The organism is Bartonella harrusi (genome assembly GCF_024297065.1).
Lineage (GTDB): Bacteria > Pseudomonadota > Alphaproteobacteria > Rhizobiales > Rhizobiaceae > Bartonella > Bartonella harrusi.
In genome coordinates, this window is sequence record NZ_CP101114.1 from 1,157,914 (window position 1) to 1,180,942 (window position 23,029).

The following is a 23,029-nucleotide window of genomic DNA, read 5'->3' on the forward strand; positions in this document are numbered from 1 at the left end:
AAATGACAAAATCAGTGATCAATGAAAGAATCCATCACTATTTACCGCACGGGTAAAGTTAGTAAATATAAAAAAACTCTCCTAAAAAAGTAAATATTTATAATCTCTTAATAAGAAATCACATGAAAAATTTTAGCAATAAACTATAAGGCTGATGAACTATAAAAAAGTTGTATATTTCTATAGTTCATTGCAATTTTTAGCTTATTCTTCGATAACGCCACATGCCAAACGCACTCCACCTCCGCCAAGTGGTAATGGCTTATCAGAGTGATTATCTCCTCCTAAATGAATTATTAATGAACGTCCTTTAATTTCAGAGATTGTTTTAAGTCGTGGGGCGAGAACACCCATTGTTGATTGCCCTTTATCATCAACATACAGCGCAGGTAAATCGCCCAAATGACCATTGATATTATAAGGTCCAAGATGTTTGTTAGTATGCTGCGGATCATAATGTCCACCAGCAGCACCACCAATGATACCATCTTTCGTATCACATGAAGGATTTACATGCACATGAAAACCGTGCAAACCTTCTGGCAAGGTGGATAAATTGGGTACAAAAATCAGACCATATATACTTTCTTCAATTTTAATTGTACCAATAGGCTTTCTTGTATTGATATTTTCTAACTCATAAACCTTTACTTGTATAGATTTTGCTAATGCCGTAGAATAATGAAATAAAAATATTAACAAAGTTAAGAAGAGAAAGAAAATTTTATTCATAGAACACCTTTTTATAATTTTTTAAAGTAAATTTTGTTAATGAAATACAAAATAAACAACTTAATGATAAAAATACTTTTATATTTTATGTAATTTTATACTTTATAGAACCTAGAGAAATCATACTTTTTCAAAAAACTCCTTTTATACATCTTTAAGTATATCTAAAAATAGTCTCATCGTTTTAAATGAATAATGTGTCTTTTATAGGTATTCTATCTATATTTTTAAAAAAAATTTAAAGCGGATTTCATAATTTTATAAAATATTTCTGTTGTTAAGAACGGTTAACTTACAAAAATTCCTAATTTATTATAAAGTTTAATCTATTGTAAGGTGTATTTGGTTCCTAAAAAAGTACAAAATGTACCAACAAAAATCCCCATTATTGATCCTATGATTACCCCAATTATCGTTCCGATGAAAAATGCTATACTTATACCCATTGCGATGATTGGGCCAAATCCTGGCAGAGAAATATACCCATAAGTTGCGAGAATTGATGCAATTGCTCCTGATACACTACCATTTAAGCCTCCTATAAAAGCAGGTTCTTTAATAGAATCATAAACTTTTTTTAAAAAAGTTCTCTCATAGCTAATAGGATTACCATTGCTATAAGTATTAAAATTCATCATATTGTTTTCTTTCATTTTGAATAGCAACTGTTCCAGAGTAATCAACTGATACGAGAAAATGGTGGTTTTTAAATTCTACTAAAGCGCGCCAAATACCTTTATCATCTAAACGCAATCGTTTAATATCCATGAAACCATTTTGCATGAGACAGTTTTTAATTTGTGAAGCCGTAAATGAATTTTGGCCTTGTTTCATAATATCTTTAGTAAAATTATAAGAAAAAGCTTGACAATAAGGAGTATAAAAAATCTTATTTACCGAAACTGCAACTATAGATGAGAGGCAGAACATTGCTATAAAAAAAATAGCTGAGTGCAAAAATTTACTTAATCTCATCATTTCACCATCTGTTAAAATAATACTTTATTAACATCTGTATTGCGAACAGGTTCCCAAAGCTCTTTTATTTTCAATGGTATACTTAATGAAGCAATTTTTTAAAATTTATGTTGATTAATCGAAATCATTTTATAAGAAAAAATGACGCGCGTTTCTGTTCTTAACAACCTTTTCTATTTTACAGGGTATATCTGCAAATAAATGATATCAAAAAGACTTATAATAACAGATTGCACGCATTATCATTTTTTATGCGCTTTATACATGAAAGAGCATTGCAAATTTAAATGTTGGATCATAATTTGAATGTCAAAAACACCTCCCAGTACAGGTATAAACGATCCTTTTTCGTCTTTAATTATTGTATGTTTGACTTTATTAAAAAATTTAAATGGAAGAGTTTCTAAGATTTTTGGAAAATTTTTGCATAATTGCTTTAAATCCTTGACCAGGAGACATTCCTTCACGCATAAATAAATTCCGTAACGGTGAACAATTACGTAATAATCCAAGCCCAACACTGCGTATAATATGAACAGGCAACAGACCAGAAAGTAAAGAAGAATTAAGCATATGAACAGCTCCACTTCTGACCAATATATCAGCTTTGCGGCGCCTATTATAGTGTGTAACAATTGTTTCAGAATTAGATTCGGATATTTGGTTGGGTAAAATATCAATCAAAGTTTGGACATCACGGATTCCTAAATTCAATCCCTGCGCCCCAATAGGAGGAAAAACATGGGCTGCTTCACCCACTAAAATTGTTCGATTAGCAGCGAAATGATGAGAGATAAGTCCTGAAAGTGGCCATGCTTGAATAGGAGTTTCTACTGTCAGTTTTCCAAGCATTGACTGCATCTGATTTTCTATTATTTTTTCAATTGCCTTTGACTCTATGTTTAACAATTTTTCAGCATGAGAAGAATGAACAACCCATATAAGACTGGATCTTTTTCCTGGTAATGGAACCTGTGTAAATGGACCATTTTCTGTATGAAATTCAGTTGATGTATTTTGATGAGAAAATTCATGAGAAAAATTGAGAACAAGTGCTTTTTGCGGATAATTCCACTGCTTAACACCGATATCCGCTGCTCTTCGTGCTGAAGAGTGGCGCCCATCAGCAGCCACAACAAGCGGCGTTTGAATATTCCTGCCATCTGCAAGAGTGATATATACATGCTTTTTTTTATGATGAAAAAAATTTGCTAAAGAAGTAAACCTTGTAATATTGGGTGTTAGTGCAATTTTAGAGAGTAGCGTATTGTTTAACTCTATATTAGGGATATTATAACCGAAAGCTTCTTCACCAATTTCAGCAGAAGAAAAATTGACAGTAGGAGCACGCATAACTCTAGAAGTTAGATCTATAATTCTCATGAACGATAAAGGTGCTGCATGATGTTTGAGAATATTCCAAATGTTGAGATCTTGAAGCATATATATTGCTGGCATCATAAGAGCCGTTGTTCGTAATTCATCTGCATGCGTAGGGGGGCCAATAAGAGAAACAGAATAGCCCTTATATCCAAGACTAAGCGCTGCTATCATTCCCACTGGTCCCGCACCAATGATAGCAATGTCTTTATGCGTGTTTTTTAATGTCACTGTTTGTTGAACCTTTTTTCATTTAATAAATATTTTTGTGTTTCCAAATGAATAATCTCTTTTTATTGTATGAAGCTTTTCTATTATATTATGTAATAATAAAGCGATATAAAAAAGTAACCTTTTTATGATTTTTTACTAAAAATCATATCATAAGTAAAAATAGCGTATTGGTATATGGATGAAACTTGTAGAAACGAGGGTAAGAAAACTTTGAAACGTAAGCTAACAAAAAAAATTAAAACGAATGCCGATCGATTGCGCCATAAAAAAGTAACAATGCCACAAGCAAAAGCCTTTTCCGTTCATTTACTAACAGCTTCCGGTTCGTTTTTAGCGTTTCTTTCTCTTATATCAGCATCACAAAAAGAATGGACTGCTATGTTTTGTTGGCTTGGACTTGCACTTCTCGTTGATGGTATTGATGGGCCAATTGCACGCAAACTTGATGTTAAATATATATTACCAACTTGGTCTGGTGAACTGTTAGATAATATTATTGATTATGTAACTTATGTTTTAATTCCAGCTTTTGCGCTTTATCAAAGTGGTTTAATAGGTTCAGGGCTGTCGTTTTTATTGAGTGCTATTATTGTCATTTCATCAGCTATCTATTATGCAGATACTGGGATGAAAACCAAAGAAAACTTCTTTAAAGGTTTTCCTGTCGTTTGGAATATGATGGTTTTTACCCTTTTTGTAGTAAAGCCAGGGGAGTGGGTTACTTTTATCATTATTGTTTTATCAGCCATTATTTCTTTTTTACCGGTTTATTTCATTCATCCAATAAGAGTTATCCGTTTGCGATGTTTTAATTTTCCAATTTTTCTTTTATGGTGTTCCTTTGGCGTTGTTGCTTTTTTTTACAAATTAGATGCTCCTTATTGGGTTAAGTTAGGAATTTCACTAACAGGCATTTATATGTATTGTATTGGTGCTATCATGCAGCTATTTCCTCAATTTGGTTTTAAAAAACAATAATATAAATATTATCAAAAGGAGATGAGATGCAAATTGATTTTGGAGCAGGTGATGATATTCTTTTTACAAAAGAGGGGCATGCTGGCGTTATAAAGCTCACGCGTCCTTTAGCATTAAATGCTCTTAATCACCGGATGGTTTTTGCCTTTAAAAAAGCTCTCAATACATGGGAAACAGATGATGATGTTTTATGCGTCTTGGTTGAAGGAGAGGGGCGTGCTTTTTGTGCTGGTGGAGATGTTGTCGAAATTTATCATATGGGGGAAAAAACTGCTTCTTATCAATATTTTAGTGATGAATATCGTTTAAATGCTTACATTCAGCGTTTTCCAAAACCCTATATTTCTTTTTTAAACGGTATTTGGATGGGAGGAGGGGTAGGTATTTCCATATATGGTTCACACCGAATTGTTACAGAAAATACACTCTTTGCTATGCCAGAATGTGCTATTGGATTTTTTCCAGATGTTGGTGCAAGCTTTTTCTTACCCTCTCTTCCTGATCATTTTGGCATTTATCTTGCATTGACCGGTGCGTACATAAAATGGGGCGATTGCTTAAATTTAGGGTTAGCAACACATGCTGTTCCTGAAATTGAATTAGAATGCATTAGAAAAACGATTATTGAACAAGGAAATCCTAAACTCGCTCTAGAAAAACGGGCTATCACAAAAGACTACGAAACAAGTTATGAAATACGCTGTATTATCAATGCTTATTTTAGTGCGGATACGTTAGAAGAATGTATTGAATTGCTTTATAAAAAAAGCAAAGAAGGTGTCTTATTCGCCAAAAAATGTTATGATATTTTGCAGTCACGGTCTCCAACAAGTTTAAAAGTTACTTGGAAACAAATGAAACGAAATCTATCTTTGGAAGATTGTATGAAAATTGAAAATCGTATTGCGCATCATATGATCCCTTCGCATGATTTTCGTGAAGGTGTGCGTGCCATGTTAATTGATAAAGACAAAACACCTCATTGGCAGCCAAACAAACTTTCATCTGTCTCAAATGAAATGATAGATGCTTACTTTCAACCTGTTGAAAAAGAATTATTATTGTGAAAAAAGATCTTCAAAAACAGATTAATTTATAACGGTTATTTGCGATTTTTAGTGCTCATTTTCTTAGGTTTAAGTATTTTTTATTGGATACGTCTTGTTCTTGTTGGTGTACTTCTTGATCTCATGCCATGGCAATTTGCATCAACCATGATGTATTCATTATGGGGAATTGTTTTATGGTGCACTTACTGACTGAGATATTAACGATTTTTATTTCCGTCATACCGTTTTTCACACGATGTTATTTCTAGTTAATAATAAGTTTTTGAGCCAGAATAACTGGCTCGATATTTTTAATTTTAAAAAAGTTTTCTCACACAAAAGGCACCCACCATAAATCAAAATAACTCTTGGCTTTTATTGAAAATATCCACAATAATGATGAGAGTGTACCCCAAACTGCCATTGCAACCATATAATTCATATCCTTTTTCTTAAAAGTTCCATAATATAAATTATGCGATAACATGATATAAAAAAGCCTAATCTCTAGAGCATCCCTTACTTTAGACGTATTATTCATAATTATGTCGCATAATTCATTATTTAAACAAAATTATGGCAATAGTTTGGCAAAATATATTAATAGAAAATAATATATTAAAAAATTGGCTTTAATTAGTATTACTTAAAACAAAAAAGTAAATATACTATAGTAATAAAAAATTATTTTGGTAGTTTACAATGTTTCATAGTTTTATATATGCGAGATCACTTAAAACAGCATTACGGTTGTTTAAAGCTGTAATTTTGTTGCTTTTACTTGACTTTACATCTAGAAAAAAATCAGGAACAAACACAACACTTACTTCTGTTAAAGCTACGTTTTTGTTTCTTGCCTTAGACCGCTCTATATCGTGTCATTATTTGCCTTTTATTAGCAAAAAACTCTCGTTGAATATCAGGGCAGTTCATTGCTTCATCGTGTAATGTTGTGACTGAAATGTTTTTTCTACACGTCCCCCACATGCTGACAAAGAAATCGCTAAAATCATAATACATGTGGCCCGCTTTAAATACCTATGCATAAAAACCTTACTTTTATATAAAAAATATAGTTTTGAAGATCATCTTAATTATTATTAATACTAAGTTTGTGCTTCTGTTTCAAAAATAAGTCCTTGATATGCAGGCTTAACGTGTGATGGGGTATAATTTACAACTTCATTGTAATCAAGCGATCTATCCATATGTGTGAGTATTGCTTGTTTTGGTTTTAAATATTTTATCCATTGTAATGCTTGATCAACAGAAAGATGACTTGGATGAGATTCAAATTGTAGAGCTTCAATAATTAAGACATCCAAATTCATTAATTTTTGTAATGTTTTTTCAGAAAATTTACTGACATCTGTACAGTAAGCAACATTACCAATACGAAAACCTAAAGAATGAATTTTCCCATGATATTGTAGATGTGTACGAACAGTTATTGTTCCACCCTGCCCTTGAATTATGAACTGGCTATCTTCATTAATAAGATGTTCTTTTAAAATGGGTGAATAAGGTGAATTTTTTGGATTTTGAAAACAATATCCGAAAGCATTTTTTAAATGCCTTAATGTGTCAGTATCAGCATAGATATCTATTAAGCACTTTTGTGCAAGTGCATAACTACGCAAATCGTCAATGCCATGAATATGATCAGCATGAAAATGCGTATAAAGTGCAGCATCAAGATGATTTACACAAGCCTCAATCATTTGTGATCTAAAATCCGGACCAGTATCAATAACGATGGTTGTTTTTTTTCCTGATTGATGAACACGTTCAACTAATAAAGAACTTCTGTACCTTTTATTTTTAGGGTTATTAGGATCACAATCTCCCCAATCACCATTAGGGCGTGGTACACCAGGAGAAGAACCACAGCCTAAGATTGTAAATCGGTACTTATCAGACATACCCCTTTACCTTATTTCATTTTTCTAAATAAACGAAAAGCATTGCACGTTGTTATCTGAACTGTTTTTTCAATGCTTAAACCAATCGTTTCAGCCAAAATAGCTGCTGTATGGCAAACAAAAGATGGCTCATTTCTTTTACCTCGATGAGGAATAGGCGCTAAAAATGGTGCATCTGTTTCCACCAATAAATGTTCATGAGAAACAATTTTTGCTATTTCACGGATTTTAAGCGCATTTTTAAAGGTAAGAATACCTGAAAAAGAAAGATAACCACCAAGTTCAATGCCAGCACGAGCAAGCTGCATTCCAGACGAATAACAATGGAGTACAAATGGAAAAGTACCTTCCTTTATCTGTTCGCGTAATATTTTCTCCATATCAGAATCAGCATTACGTGAATGTATAATAAGAGGAAGCTGTGTTTCTCGAGAAGCAATGATATGTTCTTGAAAAACTTTCTTTTGTTCTTCTGGTGAAGAATAATCATAATGATAATCGAGACCAGATTCCCCAAAAGCAACAATTTTAGGATGCTCCGAGTGATGAATAAGCTCTTCAGCTGTGATATCTTGTTCTTCATGGGCATGATTGGGATGTGTTCCAACAGAGCAAAAGACTTGTTCATAATTTTGTGCAATTGCTAAAAGCTTATCCAACTTATGAACATGTGTTGAAACTGTTATCATACGTTTAACATCAGAATCTAAGGCCCGTTGGATAACATCATCCAAATCTTGTGAGAAATCTTCAAAATCAAGATGACAATGTGTATCAATCAACATGGTGAAGCGCGTCTTTCTTCAAGATATAACGGGGGAAAATTGGTTCTGGTGGTGGAAGATCAAGACCTGCTTGAATTTCTGAATGACTGATATGATGTAGTAATCGACTGTCTTTTGCAATCGCAAGGCTATCAAGAAGCTTGGTTGCTGACTGTGGTATGAAAGGCAAGAGCATAATCCCTATTCGCCGCAGTGTCTCTACAGTGATGTAAAGAACTGTAGAAAATCTTTCTGGATTATTGTTTCGTAAACTCCAAGGCTGTTCGCTGGCAAAATAGCGATTAGCATCTGTTACAACTGAAAAAATAGCTGAAAGTGCTACATGCATCTCATGAGAAGACATAGCTTGGCGTATCATCTCAAGCGCTTGAAGAGATTGTTGTAAAAGCTGTTGATCTTGAACGAAAAGTGCAGCGGGGATAGGAATTTTTTCATTACAATTTTTGGCAATCATAGACAAAGAGCGCTGTGCTAAATTGCCAAGATCATTAGCAAGATCCGCATTAATGCGATTTACAAAGCTATCATGGCTATAACTACCATCTTGTCCAAATGGCACTTCACGAAGAAGAAAATAACGTACCTGATCGAGACCATAGTGATCAACCATTTCAAACGGATCAACAACATTTCCAATGGACTTTGACATTTTTGCACCACGATTGAGTAAAAAACCATGTGCAAAAATATGCTTAGGCATTTCAATTCCAGCAGACATTAAAAATGCCGGCCAATAAACCGCATGAAAACGAATAATATCTTTACCAATAATATGAGCATTTGCAGGCCAAAAATTACGTTTATTCGAATTTTTATCGAAAAAGCCAATTGCTGAAAGATAATTTGTCAGGGCATCAACCCAAACATACATCACGTGTTTTGTATTACCTGGAACAGGAACCCCCCAATTAAAATTCGTTCGTGAAATGGAAATATCTTTTAAACCTGATTTAATAAAACTTATAATTTCATTACGTCGCTCAAATGGAGCAATAAAATCAGAATGTTTTTCATAATATTCAAGAAGCGTTTTTTCATAACGGGAAAGTCTAAAAAAATAACTTTCTTCTTCGTTCCATTCAACTGGAGAGCCTAGCTCCTTTTCACGACGGATATTATCTTCTCCAACGACAGTATCCTTCTCATCATAATAAGATTCCTGACGAACTGAGTACCAACCCGTATAACGGCCAAGATAAATATCGCCATTTTCTTCCATCTTTTTCCAAATTTCTTGACAAGCTTGATAATGGCGCTCTTCTGTTGTGCGAATAAAATCGTCATTAGAACAATTTAATACTGTAAGCATTTTTTGAAATACTGCACTGTTGCGCTCTGCAAGCTGTTTAGGTGTTATACCTAATGCTGCTGCTGTCTGTTGCATCTTTAAACCGTGTTCATCTGTCCCAGAGAGAAAAAATACATTTTTTCCGTCCAATCGTTGAAAACGGGCCAAAACATCGCTTGCAATAGCACTATAGGCATGCCCAATATGGGGCGTGCCATTCGGATAAAAAATTGGAGTTGTTATGTAATATGTGTCACGCATGTCAAACTCGTCGTAAAATACAATAAAAGATACAATGACATAACGTCTGTTAATCACATTGTCACGGAAAAAGCTCACTTTCACGAATGATCTTGTGAACTTTAAAAAGCAGATTAATAATGAATTGCTTCTTATCGAGATTAAACGCTTGTATTTCCCCTATCTCTTGATGAATTTCCTGCCATGCTTGCGCACATTTTTTTGAGAGAGCTAAATTTTCCCTTTCGATAAGCATAATAGCTTTTTTTTGAATTTTATCAAGAATTTCATCACAAAATTGTTGAAATTGAACCCCTAAAGAAAGAGAGGAAAGTGTTTGTGCAACTGTATGTACAACCGTTGGATTGCAAACAGATTGTTCTAAGAGAGTATCAATAGTTCTCATAATTTCAAAACCACCATCGCAAAGAAATAAAGTCGCTTTCCGAGGACTTCCTTTAGACCTTTGAATAATCATTTCAACGGTTTTTTCATCCGGTAAATTCTGATTGGAAAAAATATGTGTAATGGCTTTTTTCATTTCATCATCACACAATGGTCGCAAAGAAATTTGCTGACAGCGTGAACGAATTGTTGGAAGTAATTTTCCTAGAGAATGGGTGATAAGAATAAATAAAGTCTTTTTAGGAGGCTCTTCAAGCGTTTTAAGAATTGCATTCGCCGCACTTCTCTTCATATCATCCGCAGAATCAATGATAACAATACGCCACCCATTATCTTGCGATGTTTGATTTAAAAAATGCATAATATCGCGGATATCATCAATGAGTATACCTGTTTTAAACTTTTGCGTTTTTAAATCAAAGCGACGTGAAATATATAAAAGATTAGGATGACTTCCCTGCCCAATTTGGTGCCATGTCATAGAATGATGTTCTGGTTGCAGGAAATTATCTCTTTGAGAACTTAAGATATTCCAAGCAAGATGAAATGCCAATGTAGCTTTACCAATTCCTTGCTTTCCTTCAAATAATAAAGCATGATGTAAACGCCCTTCTTTAAGCATTTGTGCTAAAAAATGACGAACATCTTTATGCCCAAAGATCCTGTTATTCTGCGAAGGGGATAAAACTGTATCAATATCATCATAATGGCGCAAAAAATTTACATCACTCATGAAAACTGTTCCAACATTGCCTGATAACAAATGTCTTTTATTTGTTGTGCAATAATTTCCACTGTACTTGTAGCATCAATTACACGAAACCGATGAGGTTCCTGTTTAGCTAATTGCAGAAAGGCTTGTCGCCTTTGCTCTTGTATCTCGACATTATCTTTTTCAAAATAATCTATCGTTGCTGTTTTGTTTCTTCGCAAATTTGCACGCTCCAGCCCATATGTTGCTGGTATATCTAACAAAAATGTTAAATGAGGCATTATTCCATTGAGGGCAATACATTCTAATGTAGAAAGAGTAGAAGAACTGATTTGACCATTGAGTCCTTGATAAACGCGTGTAGAATCAATGAAACGATCACATAAAACAACTTTGCCTTTTTGCAATGCAGGTATAATAACTTCACTCACATGATCGGCACGTGCTGCTGTAAATAAAAGCGTTTCCATTAACAATCCATACTGTTGAGCTTGACCAGACAATAGAATATAGCGGATCGCTTCTGCGCCTTCTGTCCCTCCTGGCTCTCGTGTTGTAACAACATCATACCCTTGGCTAGAAAGATACTGAGAAAGCAAAAAAACTTGTACTGTTTTTCCCGCTCCCTCTCCTCCTTCAAATGTAATAAAATAACCTGACACGTATAAACCTTAATCTTATTATGGAGCACATATTATAAATATTTTCGTAACCATCCAATTGTTATTTCATAGAATGCATTTTTTGCTTTTGCAAAAAAGCTTCCCTCCTGAACAATATTTCCAGCAAAAACCTTTTTTTCAAGAAGAACTTTTTTATCTTCTAGAATTTGAAGAACACCAACTTTTTGCCCCAGAAAAATGGGGGCTTTTAAAGGACCTCGATATTTAATTTTTGCCTTAACATTTAAATTTTTTTCATTTGAAAGCATAATGTCTACATGTTCTTTAATAATAAGGGAAACAGAGTTTTGTGTTCCACCATAAACAGAAGCATGGCCAACCGTCTCTCCCTTTGTAAAAATCGTTTTAAGATCAAAAGCTGTCATTCCCCATTGAAGAATGCGTTCTATTTCTTTTGTATGCCCTTTGTCCTTTTGCAAACCATTTATTGCTAAGAAAAGACGTCGATGATTTTGATAGGCGGCAATAACCATTGAAAAACCTTCTTCTGTACTGTAGCCGAACCCAAATCCTTCTACACCAATTTCCTTAGAAATAAGAGGATTTTTATTCCGTTGAAAAATCTTATTCCAAGTAAAATCAGGTTCACGGTAAAGCATATAATAATCAGGATACTCACGAATAATATGACGCACTAATATAATCATATCGCGTAATGTCACGAACTGCCCTTCTTCTGGAAGACCTGTCGCATTAACAAAATGGCTATGCGATAATCCAAGCACTTTTGCTCGTTCATTCATCAGTTTTGCAAAATCAGACTCGTTTCCCGATACTCCTTCAGCAAGGGTAATAGCAGCATCATTTCCATTGACAATAATTAAACCGCGCAAAAGATCAGAGATACTAACTTCTGACTTCACTTTCGCAAACATCGTTGTTGTACCGGAGGGTGCTCCCCCCTTACGCCAAGCATTTTCACTTACAGTAAATGTTTGTGTACTGCTTAACAATCCTTTTTTTAATTGATGAAATATGACTTCAGCTGTCATCAATTTTGCTAATGAAGCAGGAGGAAAAGTCATATCACTCTGTTTTTCAAAAAGTATTGTATCTGTGTCATTATCTAATAGCAATAATTGTGATGCAGAAGTTTGAAAATCCTGCGCGTTTCCCCCTCCATCCAATATTAATATCCAAAATAATGTAAATAAAATTCTCAATGCTCTGCGCATAACCGCTCCTCCCATATCTAAAGGAGAAGCATAAAGAATCTTCTCATACAAGGAAAGATTTGTTTTTTCGCAAACTGAGAATCATTAAAAAATGAAAACAGTTTTTTATTTTTGCTCAGTATCATCAAAATAAATCAGCATGCTATGCTCTCTTTTTTTCTCGCATAAAATTTATTTTTGATATCTTAAATACGTGCAAAACGTTTAGCTATTTAAAAACGGTTTTGCTTTTTCTAATGCTTCCACTAACTGATCAATATTTTCGTGAGTAATGACTTAACCGTTTAAAGCTTTTTGTGTGTATAGGTTAACAGGATTGCTTCATGTGAATGATGCTTTTAGAAGATTACCTTTTTTACAACAATACACAATCTCATTTTTTTTAAAGACAGAGTTCTAATACAAAACAGCGCTCCTTATCATCTATAATTTTCAAATCATAGATAATAAGAGACAAAAATATTCTATTAAAATACTTGTCATTAATTGAGGTGTATCTTTTTTGCTGGTTTATTTACAAAAGCTACTTGATCAAACAATATTGGCTTATCAATCAAAACAGGACCAATTTCTGGCAATCTTATTAAACCAGCCTCATTTGGTCGCTTTTGGTTATCTGCTCCGAACTTTCTCTCTAATATGGCTTTTTCTCTTTCTTTAGAAAAATTTGCCAATACCAATGAGGATGAAGCGTAATTTCCTGATGTATAAGAAGCCATTAAATAATTACTATCATAATGGCCAACTGGTGCTTCAGAAATATATTCCACTTTAACATTTGCCACACCTGCACTTGCATAACCAAGCATTTCCGCAGCTTTTTTTGATAGATCAATAATTCTATCTTTCATAAAAGGACCACGATCATTAACTCTAACAACGATAGAAGATCCATTTGCTAGATTAGTAACACGAGCATAACTGGGCAAAGGCATAGTCGGGTGAGCTGCAGTCAAAAGATTCATATCATAAACCTCACCATTTGCTGTTAAACGCCCATGAAAATCTGAACCATACCATGATGCTTCACCAATACGTTTATAAGTTGGATCATTTTGGGGATGATACCATTTCCCTTTTATTTGGTAAGGTTTACCAACAACAGCACGTCCACTTCCCTTTCCTTTTGATTGACTTTGCTTACTTGGTGTTTTTTTAAGAAGTACAGCAATTTTTACATCCGTTGGTTTATTATTATGATAAAAATTCTTTACTCCCAAGAATGTTGTTTGGCTTGCGCAGCAAGATACCAGTAACTGGGAAACAGCAAATATAGAAAAAAAATGAAATATTGAATTAAGAATGGAAGTAAACTTCTCTTTGCTAATTAAAAGCATCTGTCAGCTCGCTCATTTCTATTGAAGTACATACTGCAAAAACCACACTGCATCTTCATGCCATAGTGAAATTCACATTTTTGGATGATTCCCCTCGCGCACTCACAATATCTTTAAAAAGCATTTTTTATCAAGAAATTAATACAACATTAATCTTTTTATGATCTTTCACAAAAAAGATTAGAGTATAACAAACATTAGAATGAATTAAAAAAATAAATAAATCAATATATTAATAAAAAATACAATCACACGATATAAACTGTGGATAAATACAATTATTCTGCAAAATGAGCGACAAATTTTTCTGATTACAATAGAAAAAATCATTATTAACGAAGCAGTTGAATAACTACGTACTATTCCTCTTAATATTGGTGAGCGCGTAGGGATTCGAATCATATTTTACGATACAAAATATTGATTTTATTGATATTTTAAATGGTTAGTGACCTTATAATAAGGTGTGAGAATAAGATTTTCTAACGCACCTCCGCAACATGAACATTTTTTTATTTTCCTCTTTTCTAATCACTCCTAATATTTCTTTGAAGGATTTTCAATCATGTTATAAAAAACTTTAAAAGTTTTATAAACATACCAACAGTTTTACGATACAATGGATCAGAAGATGTAATAGTGAAACTATCGCGACAAACATCCGATTCTGTCCTTAAACGGGCAGCCGCCTCTTGGTTCTGCCTCATCAACCCAACAAAGCAAAATACGCCCCATCGACTTAATGCTTGCTATACTGCGGTCAAGACCTGAAAGCTGAAAGGCGATACGATCATCACGAGACTTAATTGAAGACTCCCCAACCTTGTAATAGTCCTTTAAGAAATCATGACCTTCAATGGCTCGTTTGATTTCCTCCAAAGAGCTCTCTGCGAGCGAATTCTGGAACTGACGTGCACAAAGGGTATCCAATTCAACGTATTGATTTATAAAGACAATTTAGCGTTATTCATATTGAATGAGAGACCCGAATATTGTAAGATTCTCTCATCTCAAATCCCCTTATCTTGAATCAATCAAAACCATCCCTTTGCACGTCACAAGTGGGGTTGGTGTGTGGGGTGAAAACCGTTTAGAAAGGAACAAAAATGCCTCTTATGAATCGTCTCAATACCAAGGGCTGTCGCAACATTGGGGGCCGGTAAATAGTATGATGGTGCCAGCTTGCACCTTCATAAGTGTAAAGATGGGGGATGCTCAATGGCTTTATCGCTATACCATTCACGGGCGGCGGCGTGAAATGGGCTTGGGTGCTTTAAGAGATGTCTCTTTAAAACAAGCCCGTGAATTGGCAACTGGGTGGCGTTCTGTTTTACGTGAGGCTTGTAACCCCATTAAAGAACGTGAGAAACAAAAGCGTGAAGCGATGCGTAATCTGCATTACTTAAAAGATATCGCTCTCGATGCTTTTGAAAGCCGTAAAGCTGAACTCAAAAATGATGGTAAAAATGGAGATTGGTTTTCATCTTTACAACTTCATATTCTCCCCAAATGAGGTTGCTTACCGGTTTCAGAGATTACACAAACAAAGATACGCAATACACTCGCACCGATTTGGCATACAAAAGCTGGGACTGCCTATAAAGCACTAAACCGCCTTAATATTTGTTTCAAACATGCTGCTGCATTGGGTTTGGATGTTGATTTACAAGCAACAGAAAAAGCAAAAGCTCTTTTAGGCAAACAACGCCATAAAACGCAAAACGTACCGGCTATGGATTGGAAAGAGATACCGGCTTTTTATAAAATGCTCTGTCAAAAAGCAATCATGACACAACTGGCTTTGCGTCTGCTTATTCTGACAGGGGTTCGTACATATCCTTTGCGTCATATCCATAAAGATCAAGTTGATGAAGATATATGGACCATCCCTGCTGAGAATATGAAAGGAAGGCGTGATGCTACAACAGAGTTTCGCATGCCTTTATCAAATGAAGCATTGGAAATTTTAAAACAAGCACACTTGCTTTTTCGCAATGATTTCTTTTTCTCTGCAACTGGTCGTGGTCCCCTTGGTGAAACTTGTATGTCACAATATATGAAAAAAACTGAACTTGATGCCTGTCCGCATGGTTTTCGTTCTAGTCTACGAGATTGGCTCGCAGAAACAACTGATGCTCCTTTTGAGGTCGCAGAAACCATTCTAGGTCATACGGTTGGGGGTAAAGTAGAGCGTGCCTACCGTCGTACTGACTATTTAGAGCAGCGCCGTGTTTATATGGATAAATGGGCGACTTATGTCACAAGCAAATCTTAAAAGATGGGGGCTTGTACCCCATTTTTATTTCATTATCTGTGGATAACTTTCTCTCTTCGTTCTCTCATTCCGTTTCAATAAGACTCATAAATTATCAAATGAGAAATTACATCATAAAGTACTGTTTTTTATGATTAAACTTACTTTCCAATCTCAATAAATATGGTTAATAAATACTTATGATTTGTTACTCTTTTTTAGATTGAAAGGATTTAGTTATGACTGAAAATGATGTTCTTCTTACAGACCGTGAAAGTGCAAAATTATTGCATATAAGCGTTTCAACATTCCGTCGCCATGTCACCAATGGATCTTTACCAAAATCCTTAAAATTTGGTTCTTTATCGCGCTGGTTACAATCCGATCTGCTGAATGTGATTGAAAAAGCCAAAACGCAACGTCAACATCTCAGTGATGTGGCATAAAAAACTTGTCACGTAAGGACGGACAAGACTTTTTCAAATTATCGCAAATTGAGAATAGCAAAAACCGTCCTGTGACGCAATGTCTAAGGATGAGAAAAATGTATCATTTTATAAATGCTCGGGGCATTACAAATGCCTTGCGGGGTGTCTGGTATGGTGCTTATGGACTTGCCCGTTGCCCTGCTCATGATGATCAAGTGCCTAGTTTATCCCTTGCCAATGGAAATGACGGGCGTCTCTTGCTTTATTGTTATGCCGGCTGTTCTTTTAGAGAGATCTTACAAGCTCTTAAGAGTATTGGTCTTATCGATATACAAACATGTTTTGATAAAACTTATGATTATAGGTTTTCTCTCTCAAAACAGTTTTGTTGTGAAGATAACAAGGCAAAACAGAAAGCAGAGAGAACACAAAAGATTTGGAAGCAAAGTCAACCGATTAAAGAGGCCTTAGCAGAGCTTTATTTACGCAAGCGTGGGATCACTTGTAACTTGCCTCCCTAGTTTACGCTTTCATAGCAAATGCCCCCATCCCTCTGGGAAAACCATCCCCGCGTTTGTCGCTCTCGTTGAGGGTGGTGGCTCCTTTGCAATCCATAGAACCTTTTTACAAGACAATGGATGCAAAACAGAACAGTTACCAACAAAAGCTATGCTGGGCTCTGTTAAGGGCGGTGCTGTGCATTTATGCCAAGCTAATTCTCAACATCTGGTCATTTGTGAGGGAATTGAAACAGGTCTTTCTCTGCTGTCTGGTCTGTTATCAGAGCCTGTGACTTTATGGGCATCCCTTTCAACCAGTGGCATGGTGCATGTGTGCTTACCTCATATCAAATCAAAAACCCATCTCACCATAGCTATGGATGGCGATGATGCGGGTCGTAAAGCAGGTTTTGCCCTTGCTGCCCGTGCGCAATGCCAAGGCTTCAAAGTTTTTATCATGCAGGCCCCCCATGGCTCTGACTTCAACATTTTATTATTAAATTATGAAAGCGAAAAACAATGACAAAACATAGTCTTGATAACAATGAAAATAGTTCTGTAAATGATACTGATAATGATAACACCCCTGTCTCTTTAAAGGAGCATCCCTGTTTACAAGCCATTCCTTATGAACAGGCTTTGCAACAAATGGGTTGGGGCGAATTAAAACCAATCAACAAAGCGCTTTTACCGGTTGAACCTTTTCACCCCGAACAAATGCCTTCAACTTTACGAGACTATATTTATGACGTGGCTGAATGCCAACAATCTTCTCTCGATTTTATTGTTGTCTCGGCTCTGTGTGGGTTAGCTGCCCTGATTGGTAATGGAATTCGCATTGCTCCAAAACAAAATACGCACAATTGGAAAATTGTCCCTAATCTATGGGGCGCCATTATCGGACGATCTGCAACTCTCAAAACACCTGATATGCAAGCTGCTCTCGCTCCTCTTTATTCCTTTCAAAATGAATGGTATCAACAATGGCATAAACAGAAAGAGACAAAAAATCTTCTCATTGAATTAGAGAGACAAGAAAAGAAAAAACAAGCCCGAAAAGCTTTTAAAAATAAAAACAAGCAACAAGCTCTCGCTCTTCTTAATGAATCTCTTGAAGACCAAGAAAGTGAGGATGAAACTCTTGTTAAACGACGTCTTCTTGTCAATGATGCAACGGTTGAAAAGCTTGGAGAATTACTGAGAGAAAACCCGCGCGGGTTATTAATGGTCCGTGATGAACTTTCTGGGTTTTTAGCTAATATGGAAAGAAAGGAATATCAGACTGACCGTTCTTTTTATCTGACAGCTTTTAATGGGGATGGTTATTTTTTCTATGACCGTATTGGGCGTGGAACAATTTATATTCCCAATGCAACGCTCTCTATAATCGGAACAATCCAACCTACGCGCATTCTCCATTTTATCCGTCATGCTTTATATGGAAAAGGAGATGATGGTTTCTTTCAACGGTTTCAAATGATGGTATGGCCCGATAACAATAAAGAGAGAATGGAGGGATGAATATCCCAATAGAGAGGCATGGGAAGCGTAAAGCTATCGCTCTTCTTAATGAACCTCTTGAAGACCAAGAAAGTGAGGATGAAACTCTTGTTAAACAGCGTCTTCTTGTCAATGATGCAACGGTTGAAAAGCTTGGAGAATTACTGAGAGAAAACCCGCGCGGGTTATTAATGGTCCGTGATGAACTTTCTGGGTTTTTAGCTAATATGGAAAGAAAGGAATATCAGACAGACCGTTCTTTTTATCTAACGGCTTTTAGTGGAAATTCTCCTTATATCTATGACCGTATAGAACGTGGAACAATTTATATTCCCAATGCAACACTTTCCATTATAGGAGGCATTCAACCTTCTCGGATTATTCCCATTGTACAAGCGATAAACCGTGGAATAAACGATGATGGTTTATTGCAACGGTTTCAACTGATGGTATGGCCCGATAACAATAAAGAGAGAATGGAGGGATGAATATCCCAATAGAGAGGCATGGGAAGCGTATGAAAAAGTGTTTCGTTCTCTTTATGATAAACCGGTAGGATCTTCTTGAGAATCTACACTTTTATGCATATTCAATTGATCATTTTTATAAGCAATTGCTCTCTAAAAACAGAGCATAAAAAAACAAATCATGATGCAAATATTATATTGCATGTGAACATTCAAATGAAATGGAAAGAAACTATCATGCATAACAGTTCATAAGTGTTACAATATGTTTTATTACAATAAATCACATGGTTAAAAATGCAATCGTTTAAAATTGTCTATAACGAAATCACATAGGTTTAAAACTACATCTTGTTTTTAAAATTACATTGATAACGCATAAAGAAATTCCTGTCTCTAAAATGAGGGAAGCGTAAAATAGAGAAATATTATCAAAGCATCATTATAACACCAGCTGCTTTAAAGATTGCATAAAACTGTGAAAAAATATCAATTGATAGATTTTTCTAAAAATTTAGAAAATAGTCTATAACTATTATAGATAAAAATCATCATGTTATGTTTTATAAAATCGAAAGTCTTTTAATGATATCATCAAATTAGGTATAAAAAGCTGTTTTGCAAGTTACAGTTTTAACAAAGTAATAAAACCGAATTTGGATTGCATAATTTTAGACATCTTTAAAATGAGAGCACCCTCTTTACGATAAATAGAGAGAAGTTAAGAGAGATAATATCATTAAACGCCAATATTTAAAGAGAGTTATAGAAAGATAACGTTTCTAAATTAGGGATATTGAATTTTGCTCACTCAAAAATGAGCCAGCGTATTTAAAAAGAGATTACATTTACTAAAAAAGAAATAAACTTATGAGAATCTCTTTAAATGAATGTTTAATCGTTTAAAACCATTAAGAAAGCAATAACATATGGATTATATCAATAGTATCTATATAAGAACTAAAATCTGGTATTTATCATAAACCCAATGGATGCTTTCTTTTGAAAGCATTTTCTTATGAAAAAAACTCATAAACTGCAGAGTTAACAGCAAAACAAATTTAAAAGCCTGTAATTTACGAAAAGCTGCTGTTGTTTATTTTATGCAACATTTCCTTAAAAACCAACGCTTACAATCATAAATAAAAAAAACAGATTTTTACCTATTGCACTTAAAACGCATTCCCTCTTGATTGACTTGATATCAATTTACAAAGCGTTTTGATTTTAGAATGTAAGTTATTTGAAATTGATCCAATTCAAAAATAAGCTTAATATCTTAATACGTTTTAAGAGAGACGTTTTGATAATGTGCTTTTTTTAATGAACCACCTCAAATATGATGGTGTTGTTATTGATGGATTTTAAACAATCACAGAACTAAAAAACACTTTCATATTCTTCTTTGGATATGATACGAAATCAACACCACGGGCGCCCTGTACAAACCATTTGGAATTGCATTTGTGCGTAATAGTCAAACTTTCTCTCGTTATCTCACACCGCCACTATTTGTTTTTGTTTGGTTGGTATATATTTGATATCTTGAATATGTATGTATTCGAGCCACCTTTTAAATCGTGCTTGGAACACTTTCATCTGAACCCAAGAGTCTATATAAATGGCTATTGAATAAATTAAAACAATTCATTATTAAATAGAAAAAGATAAACGTGCTATCAGATGATATTGTAGAGAGTTCTAAGAGAAAAAAATTGATGCATAAATGATATCCCGTGACCTAGAACAAATCTTCGGCTCAGACTGTTTGTCAGTGTGCGGTTTCAGGTGCTCTTTCACTCCCCTTGTCGGGATACTTTTCACCTTTCCCTCACGGTACTGGTGCGCTATCCGTCATGCACGCGTACTTAGACTTAGATCGTGATCGCCCCATATTCAAACAGGATTTCACGTGTCCCGCCCGACTCTAGGACTTAAATCAGATTTACGTATATGGGACTATTACCCAATTTGGTATGACGTTCCAATCGTTTTTACTTTTCTCCATTTAAACCACTGGCTTGGTCTGCGTTCGCTCGCCACTACTAACGGAGCCTCATTTGGTATCCTGTCCTACAGATACTTAGATGTTTCAGTTCCCTGCATTTACTTCTTAAATTCTATTTCATTCAGATGTAGATATTTTTTATGGCTAGAACTTTAAACTGTTTTTACAAAACAACTTAATTTTTCCAGCCATCAAAGGTGGAATGCCCCATTCGGAAATCTACGGATCAAAGGGTATTTACACCTCCCCTTAGCATATCGCAGCGTATCACGTCCTTCATCGCCTGTGCATGCCAAGGCATCCACTAATTGCCTCTATTCATTCAACAATCACTGTTGTTCAATAATTTGTTCACACACTTTGTTGTTCAACACAGTGAATGATTTGTCTATTTGTCTGCATTCTTTACCCTGTACGAAACAAAGCGCGAAACAAACAAAATATCAGCAGAAAAGACCAACTTCTCGCGATATATCCCATGGCATGGTTAAGCCTCCAACCATATGCAAAAACGCCTTCTGTCAAGAATAATGACATAGTGTTTTTAAATATGGCGGCAAAAATCTAAAAGTTATGGGAGCAATAGAAAAATGAGGTATATTCAAAAAACAGACTGCATCTCATCAAGTGTTTTGAAAGATTCTCTTGAACCATTTATTTTCCCAACAAGCTATCTCACTATTGGCCATAATCAAAGACAATAAAGATTTTTTCCAAGTGATAGAAAGGAAGCGCAGGACAAAGAAACTGCTGCTACAAGATGCGCTAATTACTGAACGAACTCTTTTCCGTTTAATCTCTGTGTAATTGGCTGATGAACAGTTTAATGCACTAGCCTCTTTCACCTATAATCTGAGTAGAAACACCCTCTAAAACTCTAGCTTAACATTGAAAATTTAAGAAGCACCTCTTTATAGGAAGCAGCAATAAAAAGATAAAACCCTAGATCAGACGGAATCCATTAAAGAACACTCGGCTACTCATTTTCAATAGCAATATTTTCCGTAGCAATCGCGTATATGCATCCTGCATCTGCTGCAACTGATTTATGCCTTGTATTAGCAGGGAGATGTATAATATTTCCTAGTGTACATGTTATACGTTTTTCATTATAGAAAAAAACTAGCTCTCCTTCTGTAATTAAGAGAGTTTCATCAACCCCGTGAGTATGCCAATCATATATTGGAAAATCTCTTTGTAGCTCTATCGCTCCTTATTCTGGCAGCAGAATTTTTAATATATCATATATACTTTTATTTAATTTAATTTTACAGAATTTAGTCATTATTGCACTCCATTATAGGATATGGACAGGGTGAGGATTCAATATTATTATCTTGTAGGAAATACTGCATCCACTCTTTGTTTTTTGGATTACCATATTTTCCTAAAAGAGGGGGATTTTGTGACAATATCAAAAAGTTCAAGTTTTTTCTTACAATGGGAAAGGCATTTTCTGCGTTTTTTTTCGTATCCAGAAAATCAGAAAAACCCCACCTAGGTCGGAAAGTTAACATAAACGTGCAACTTTTTCTACTGAGTCTGTTTATGTGGGATGGTGTATTGCAACTATGAACATAGGTTCACCATGAAAACAAAACTCCCATAAAGGATTATCCATATTTTGGGGATATGTTTAGGCCATTCTTGGTCATCAAATGTTTGCAAGTCTCTCAGTATAAATCAAAATTTTTCTTTATAAACTTCGATACTTTGTATGGAGGTGGGCTTTTCAAATGCAACAAAAGATGTATTCTTTCCAAAGCTCTTATAATTATCACAGTAATTGATAAGGTGTTCCCTAATATTTTTTGCGGTCAACCTTTTGTAGAACCCAAATCTAAGCATATCTTTTTGGTATCCCTTTACCCAAAATAAGCAGGGAAAGGGCCTGTCTTTGTTATTCATTATTGCATCAAACTCTTTAAAAACTACCTGCTTCCATTTTTCATATTTGTCTATATTTTCAATGAG

The 23,029-nt window shown here is 34.9% G+C and carries 17 protein-coding genes, 8 pseudogenes and 1 other annotated feature; of the genes and pseudogenes, 8 read left to right on the forward strand and 17 right to left on the reverse strand.

Annotated elements, in window-relative coordinates; translation table 11 throughout:
* Positions 1 to 204 precede the first annotated feature (204 nt).
* From sodC to NMK50_RS05480, 4 genes are all read right to left on the reverse strand, one after another.
* Positions 205 to 732: a superoxide dismutase [Cu-Zn] SodC gene (gene sodC, locus NMK50_RS05465; protein ID WP_254769626.1), complete on the reverse strand. Its 528-nt coding sequence runs from the start codon at positions 730 to 732 to the stop codon at positions 205 to 207.
* A gap of 326 nt (positions 733 to 1,058) precedes the next feature.
* On the reverse strand, positions 1,059 to 1,385 hold the full coding sequence (locus NMK50_RS05470; RefSeq protein ID WP_254769627.1) for a hypothetical protein: 327 nt from the start codon (positions 1,383 to 1,385) through the stop codon (positions 1,059 to 1,061).
* Positions 1,357 to 1,707: a hypothetical protein gene (locus NMK50_RS05475; protein WP_254771198.1), complete on the reverse strand. Its 351-nt coding sequence runs from the start codon at positions 1,705 to 1,707 to the stop codon at positions 1,357 to 1,359. Before NMK50_RS05475 ends, NMK50_RS05470 begins: the two co-directional genes overlap by 29 nt.
* Positions 1,708 to 2,097: 390 nt before the next feature.
* Positions 2,098 to 3,321 (reverse strand): UbiH/UbiF family hydroxylase, encoded by a 1,224-nt coding sequence (locus NMK50_RS05480; RefSeq protein ID WP_254769628.1) that lies wholly within the window; start codon positions 3,319 to 3,321, stop codon positions 2,098 to 2,100.
* A gap of 177 nt (positions 3,322 to 3,498) precedes the next feature.
* Between NMK50_RS05480 and pcsA the strand changes: the two genes are divergently transcribed.
* From pcsA to NMK50_RS10685, 3 genes and pseudogenes are all read left to right on the forward strand, one after another.
* Entirely contained in the window at positions 3,499 to 4,302 is an 804-nt protein-coding gene (gene pcsA, locus NMK50_RS05485; protein WP_254769629.1) for a phosphatidylcholine synthase, read from the forward strand.
* 26 nt (positions 4,303 to 4,328) lie between these two features.
* Positions 4,329 to 5,369 carry an enoyl-CoA hydratase/isomerase family protein gene (locus tag NMK50_RS05490; RefSeq protein WP_254769630.1) on the forward strand — a complete coding sequence of 347 codons (1,041 nt, stop codon included), beginning with the start codon at positions 4,329 to 4,331 and terminating at the stop codon, positions 5,367 to 5,369.
* Between the two features lie 6 nt (positions 5,370 to 5,375).
* Positions 5,376 to 5,552, forward strand: a pseudogene (locus tag NMK50_RS10685) (DUF6163 family protein); the annotation flags it as partial.
* 506 nt (positions 5,553 to 6,058) lie between these two features.
* Here the strand turns inward: NMK50_RS10685 and NMK50_RS05500 are convergent.
* From NMK50_RS05500 to NMK50_RS05545, 10 genes and pseudogenes are all read right to left on the reverse strand, one after another.
* A pseudogene (locus NMK50_RS05500) lies at positions 6,059 to 6,397 on the reverse strand (hypothetical protein).
* Between the two features lie 60 nt (positions 6,398 to 6,457).
* Complete coding sequence (locus NMK50_RS05505) at positions 6,458 to 7,273, reverse strand: MBL fold metallo-hydrolase (RefSeq protein ID WP_254769631.1); 816 nt, start codon at positions 7,271 to 7,273, stop codon at positions 6,458 to 6,460.
* A gap of 11 nt (positions 7,274 to 7,284) precedes the next feature.
* Positions 7,285 to 8,058 carry a TatD family hydrolase gene (locus tag NMK50_RS05510; protein WP_254769632.1) on the reverse strand — a complete coding sequence of 258 codons (774 nt, stop codon included), beginning with the start codon at positions 8,056 to 8,058 and terminating at the stop codon, positions 7,285 to 7,287.
* Positions 8,048 to 9,607, reverse strand: coding sequence for a methionine--tRNA ligase (gene metG / locus NMK50_RS05515; RefSeq protein ID WP_254769633.1), 1,560 nt, complete (start codon positions 9,605 to 9,607; stop codon positions 8,048 to 8,050). The genes NMK50_RS05510 and metG overlap by 11 nt, the downstream gene beginning before the upstream one ends.
* Positions 9,608 to 9,668: 61 nt before the next feature.
* Entirely contained in the window at positions 9,669 to 10,724 is a 1,056-nt protein-coding gene (locus tag NMK50_RS05520; RefSeq protein ID WP_254769634.1) for a DNA polymerase III subunit delta', read from the reverse strand.
* The gene (gene tmk, locus NMK50_RS05525) at positions 10,721 to 11,365 is read right to left on the reverse strand and encodes a dTMP kinase (RefSeq protein WP_254769635.1); all 645 of its coding nucleotides are present in this window, start codon (positions 11,363 to 11,365) and stop codon (positions 10,721 to 10,723) included. Before tmk ends, NMK50_RS05520 begins: the two co-directional genes overlap by 4 nt.
* 32 nt (positions 11,366 to 11,397) lie before the next feature.
* Positions 11,398 to 12,561: a D-alanyl-D-alanine carboxypeptidase family protein gene (locus tag NMK50_RS05530; RefSeq protein WP_254769636.1), complete on the reverse strand. Its 1,164-nt coding sequence runs from the start codon at positions 12,559 to 12,561 to the stop codon at positions 11,398 to 11,400.
* Positions 12,562 to 13,043: 482 nt separating this feature from the next.
* Positions 13,044 to 13,898, reverse strand: a complete 855-nt coding sequence (locus NMK50_RS05535) for a septal ring lytic transglycosylase RlpA family protein (protein WP_254769637.1) — start codon at positions 13,896 to 13,898, stop codon at positions 13,044 to 13,046.
* Between the two features lie 563 nt (positions 13,899 to 14,461).
* Complete coding sequence (locus NMK50_RS05540) at positions 14,462 to 14,605, reverse strand: hypothetical protein (RefSeq protein ID WP_254769638.1); 144 nt, start codon at positions 14,603 to 14,605, stop codon at positions 14,462 to 14,464.
* Positions 14,592 to 14,819: pseudogene (locus NMK50_RS05545) on the reverse strand (phage terminase large subunit); the annotation flags it as partial. The pseudogene NMK50_RS05545 and the gene NMK50_RS05540, both read right to left, overlap by 14 nt.
* Before the next feature lie 185 nt (positions 14,820 to 15,004).
* Between NMK50_RS05545 and NMK50_RS05550 the strand changes: the two are divergent.
* The 5 genes and pseudogenes from NMK50_RS05550 to NMK50_RS05570 all read left to right on the forward strand — a co-directional run.
* A pseudogene (locus tag NMK50_RS05550) lies at positions 15,005 to 16,173 on the forward strand (tyrosine-type recombinase/integrase).
* Positions 16,174 to 16,391: 218 nt separating this feature from the next.
* Complete coding sequence (locus NMK50_RS05555; RefSeq protein WP_254769639.1) at positions 16,392 to 16,598, forward strand: helix-turn-helix transcriptional regulator; 207 nt, start codon at positions 16,392 to 16,394, stop codon at positions 16,596 to 16,598.
* Between the two features lie 98 nt (positions 16,599 to 16,696).
* A pseudogene (locus NMK50_RS05560) lies at positions 16,697 to 17,603 on the forward strand (DUF7146 domain-containing protein).
* Positions 17,600 to 18,629 (forward strand): annotated as a pseudogene (locus NMK50_RS05565) (DUF3987 domain-containing protein); the annotation flags it as partial. The pseudogenes NMK50_RS05560 and NMK50_RS05565, both read left to right, overlap by 4 nt.
* A pseudogene (locus NMK50_RS05570) lies at positions 18,625 to 19,141 on the forward strand (DUF3987 domain-containing protein); the annotation flags it as partial. The pseudogenes NMK50_RS05565 and NMK50_RS05570, both read left to right, overlap by 5 nt.
* A 1,687-nt stretch (positions 19,142 to 20,828) precedes the next feature.
* Positions 20,829 to 21,360, reverse strand: a sequence feature (23S ribosomal RNA rRNA prediction is too short).
* 671 nt (positions 21,361 to 22,031) lie between these two features.
* Here NMK50_RS05570 and NMK50_RS10595 read toward each other — a convergent pair.
* From NMK50_RS10595 to NMK50_RS10605, 3 genes and pseudogenes are all read right to left on the reverse strand, one after another.
* Positions 22,032 to 22,262 carry a cupin domain-containing protein gene (locus tag NMK50_RS10595; protein ID WP_374112212.1) on the reverse strand — a complete coding sequence of 77 codons (231 nt, stop codon included), beginning with the start codon at positions 22,260 to 22,262 and terminating at the stop codon, positions 22,032 to 22,034.
* A 70-nt stretch (positions 22,263 to 22,332) separates the two neighbouring features.
* Positions 22,333 to 22,676, reverse strand: a pseudogene (locus NMK50_RS10600) (YqcI/YcgG family protein).
* A gap of 62 nt (positions 22,677 to 22,738) precedes the next feature.
* Positions 22,739 to 22,963 carry a YqcI/YcgG family protein gene (locus tag NMK50_RS10605; protein ID WP_374112163.1) on the reverse strand — a complete coding sequence of 75 codons (225 nt, stop codon included), beginning with the start codon at positions 22,961 to 22,963 and terminating at the stop codon, positions 22,739 to 22,741.
* Positions 22,964 to 23,029: the final 66 nt, after the last annotated feature.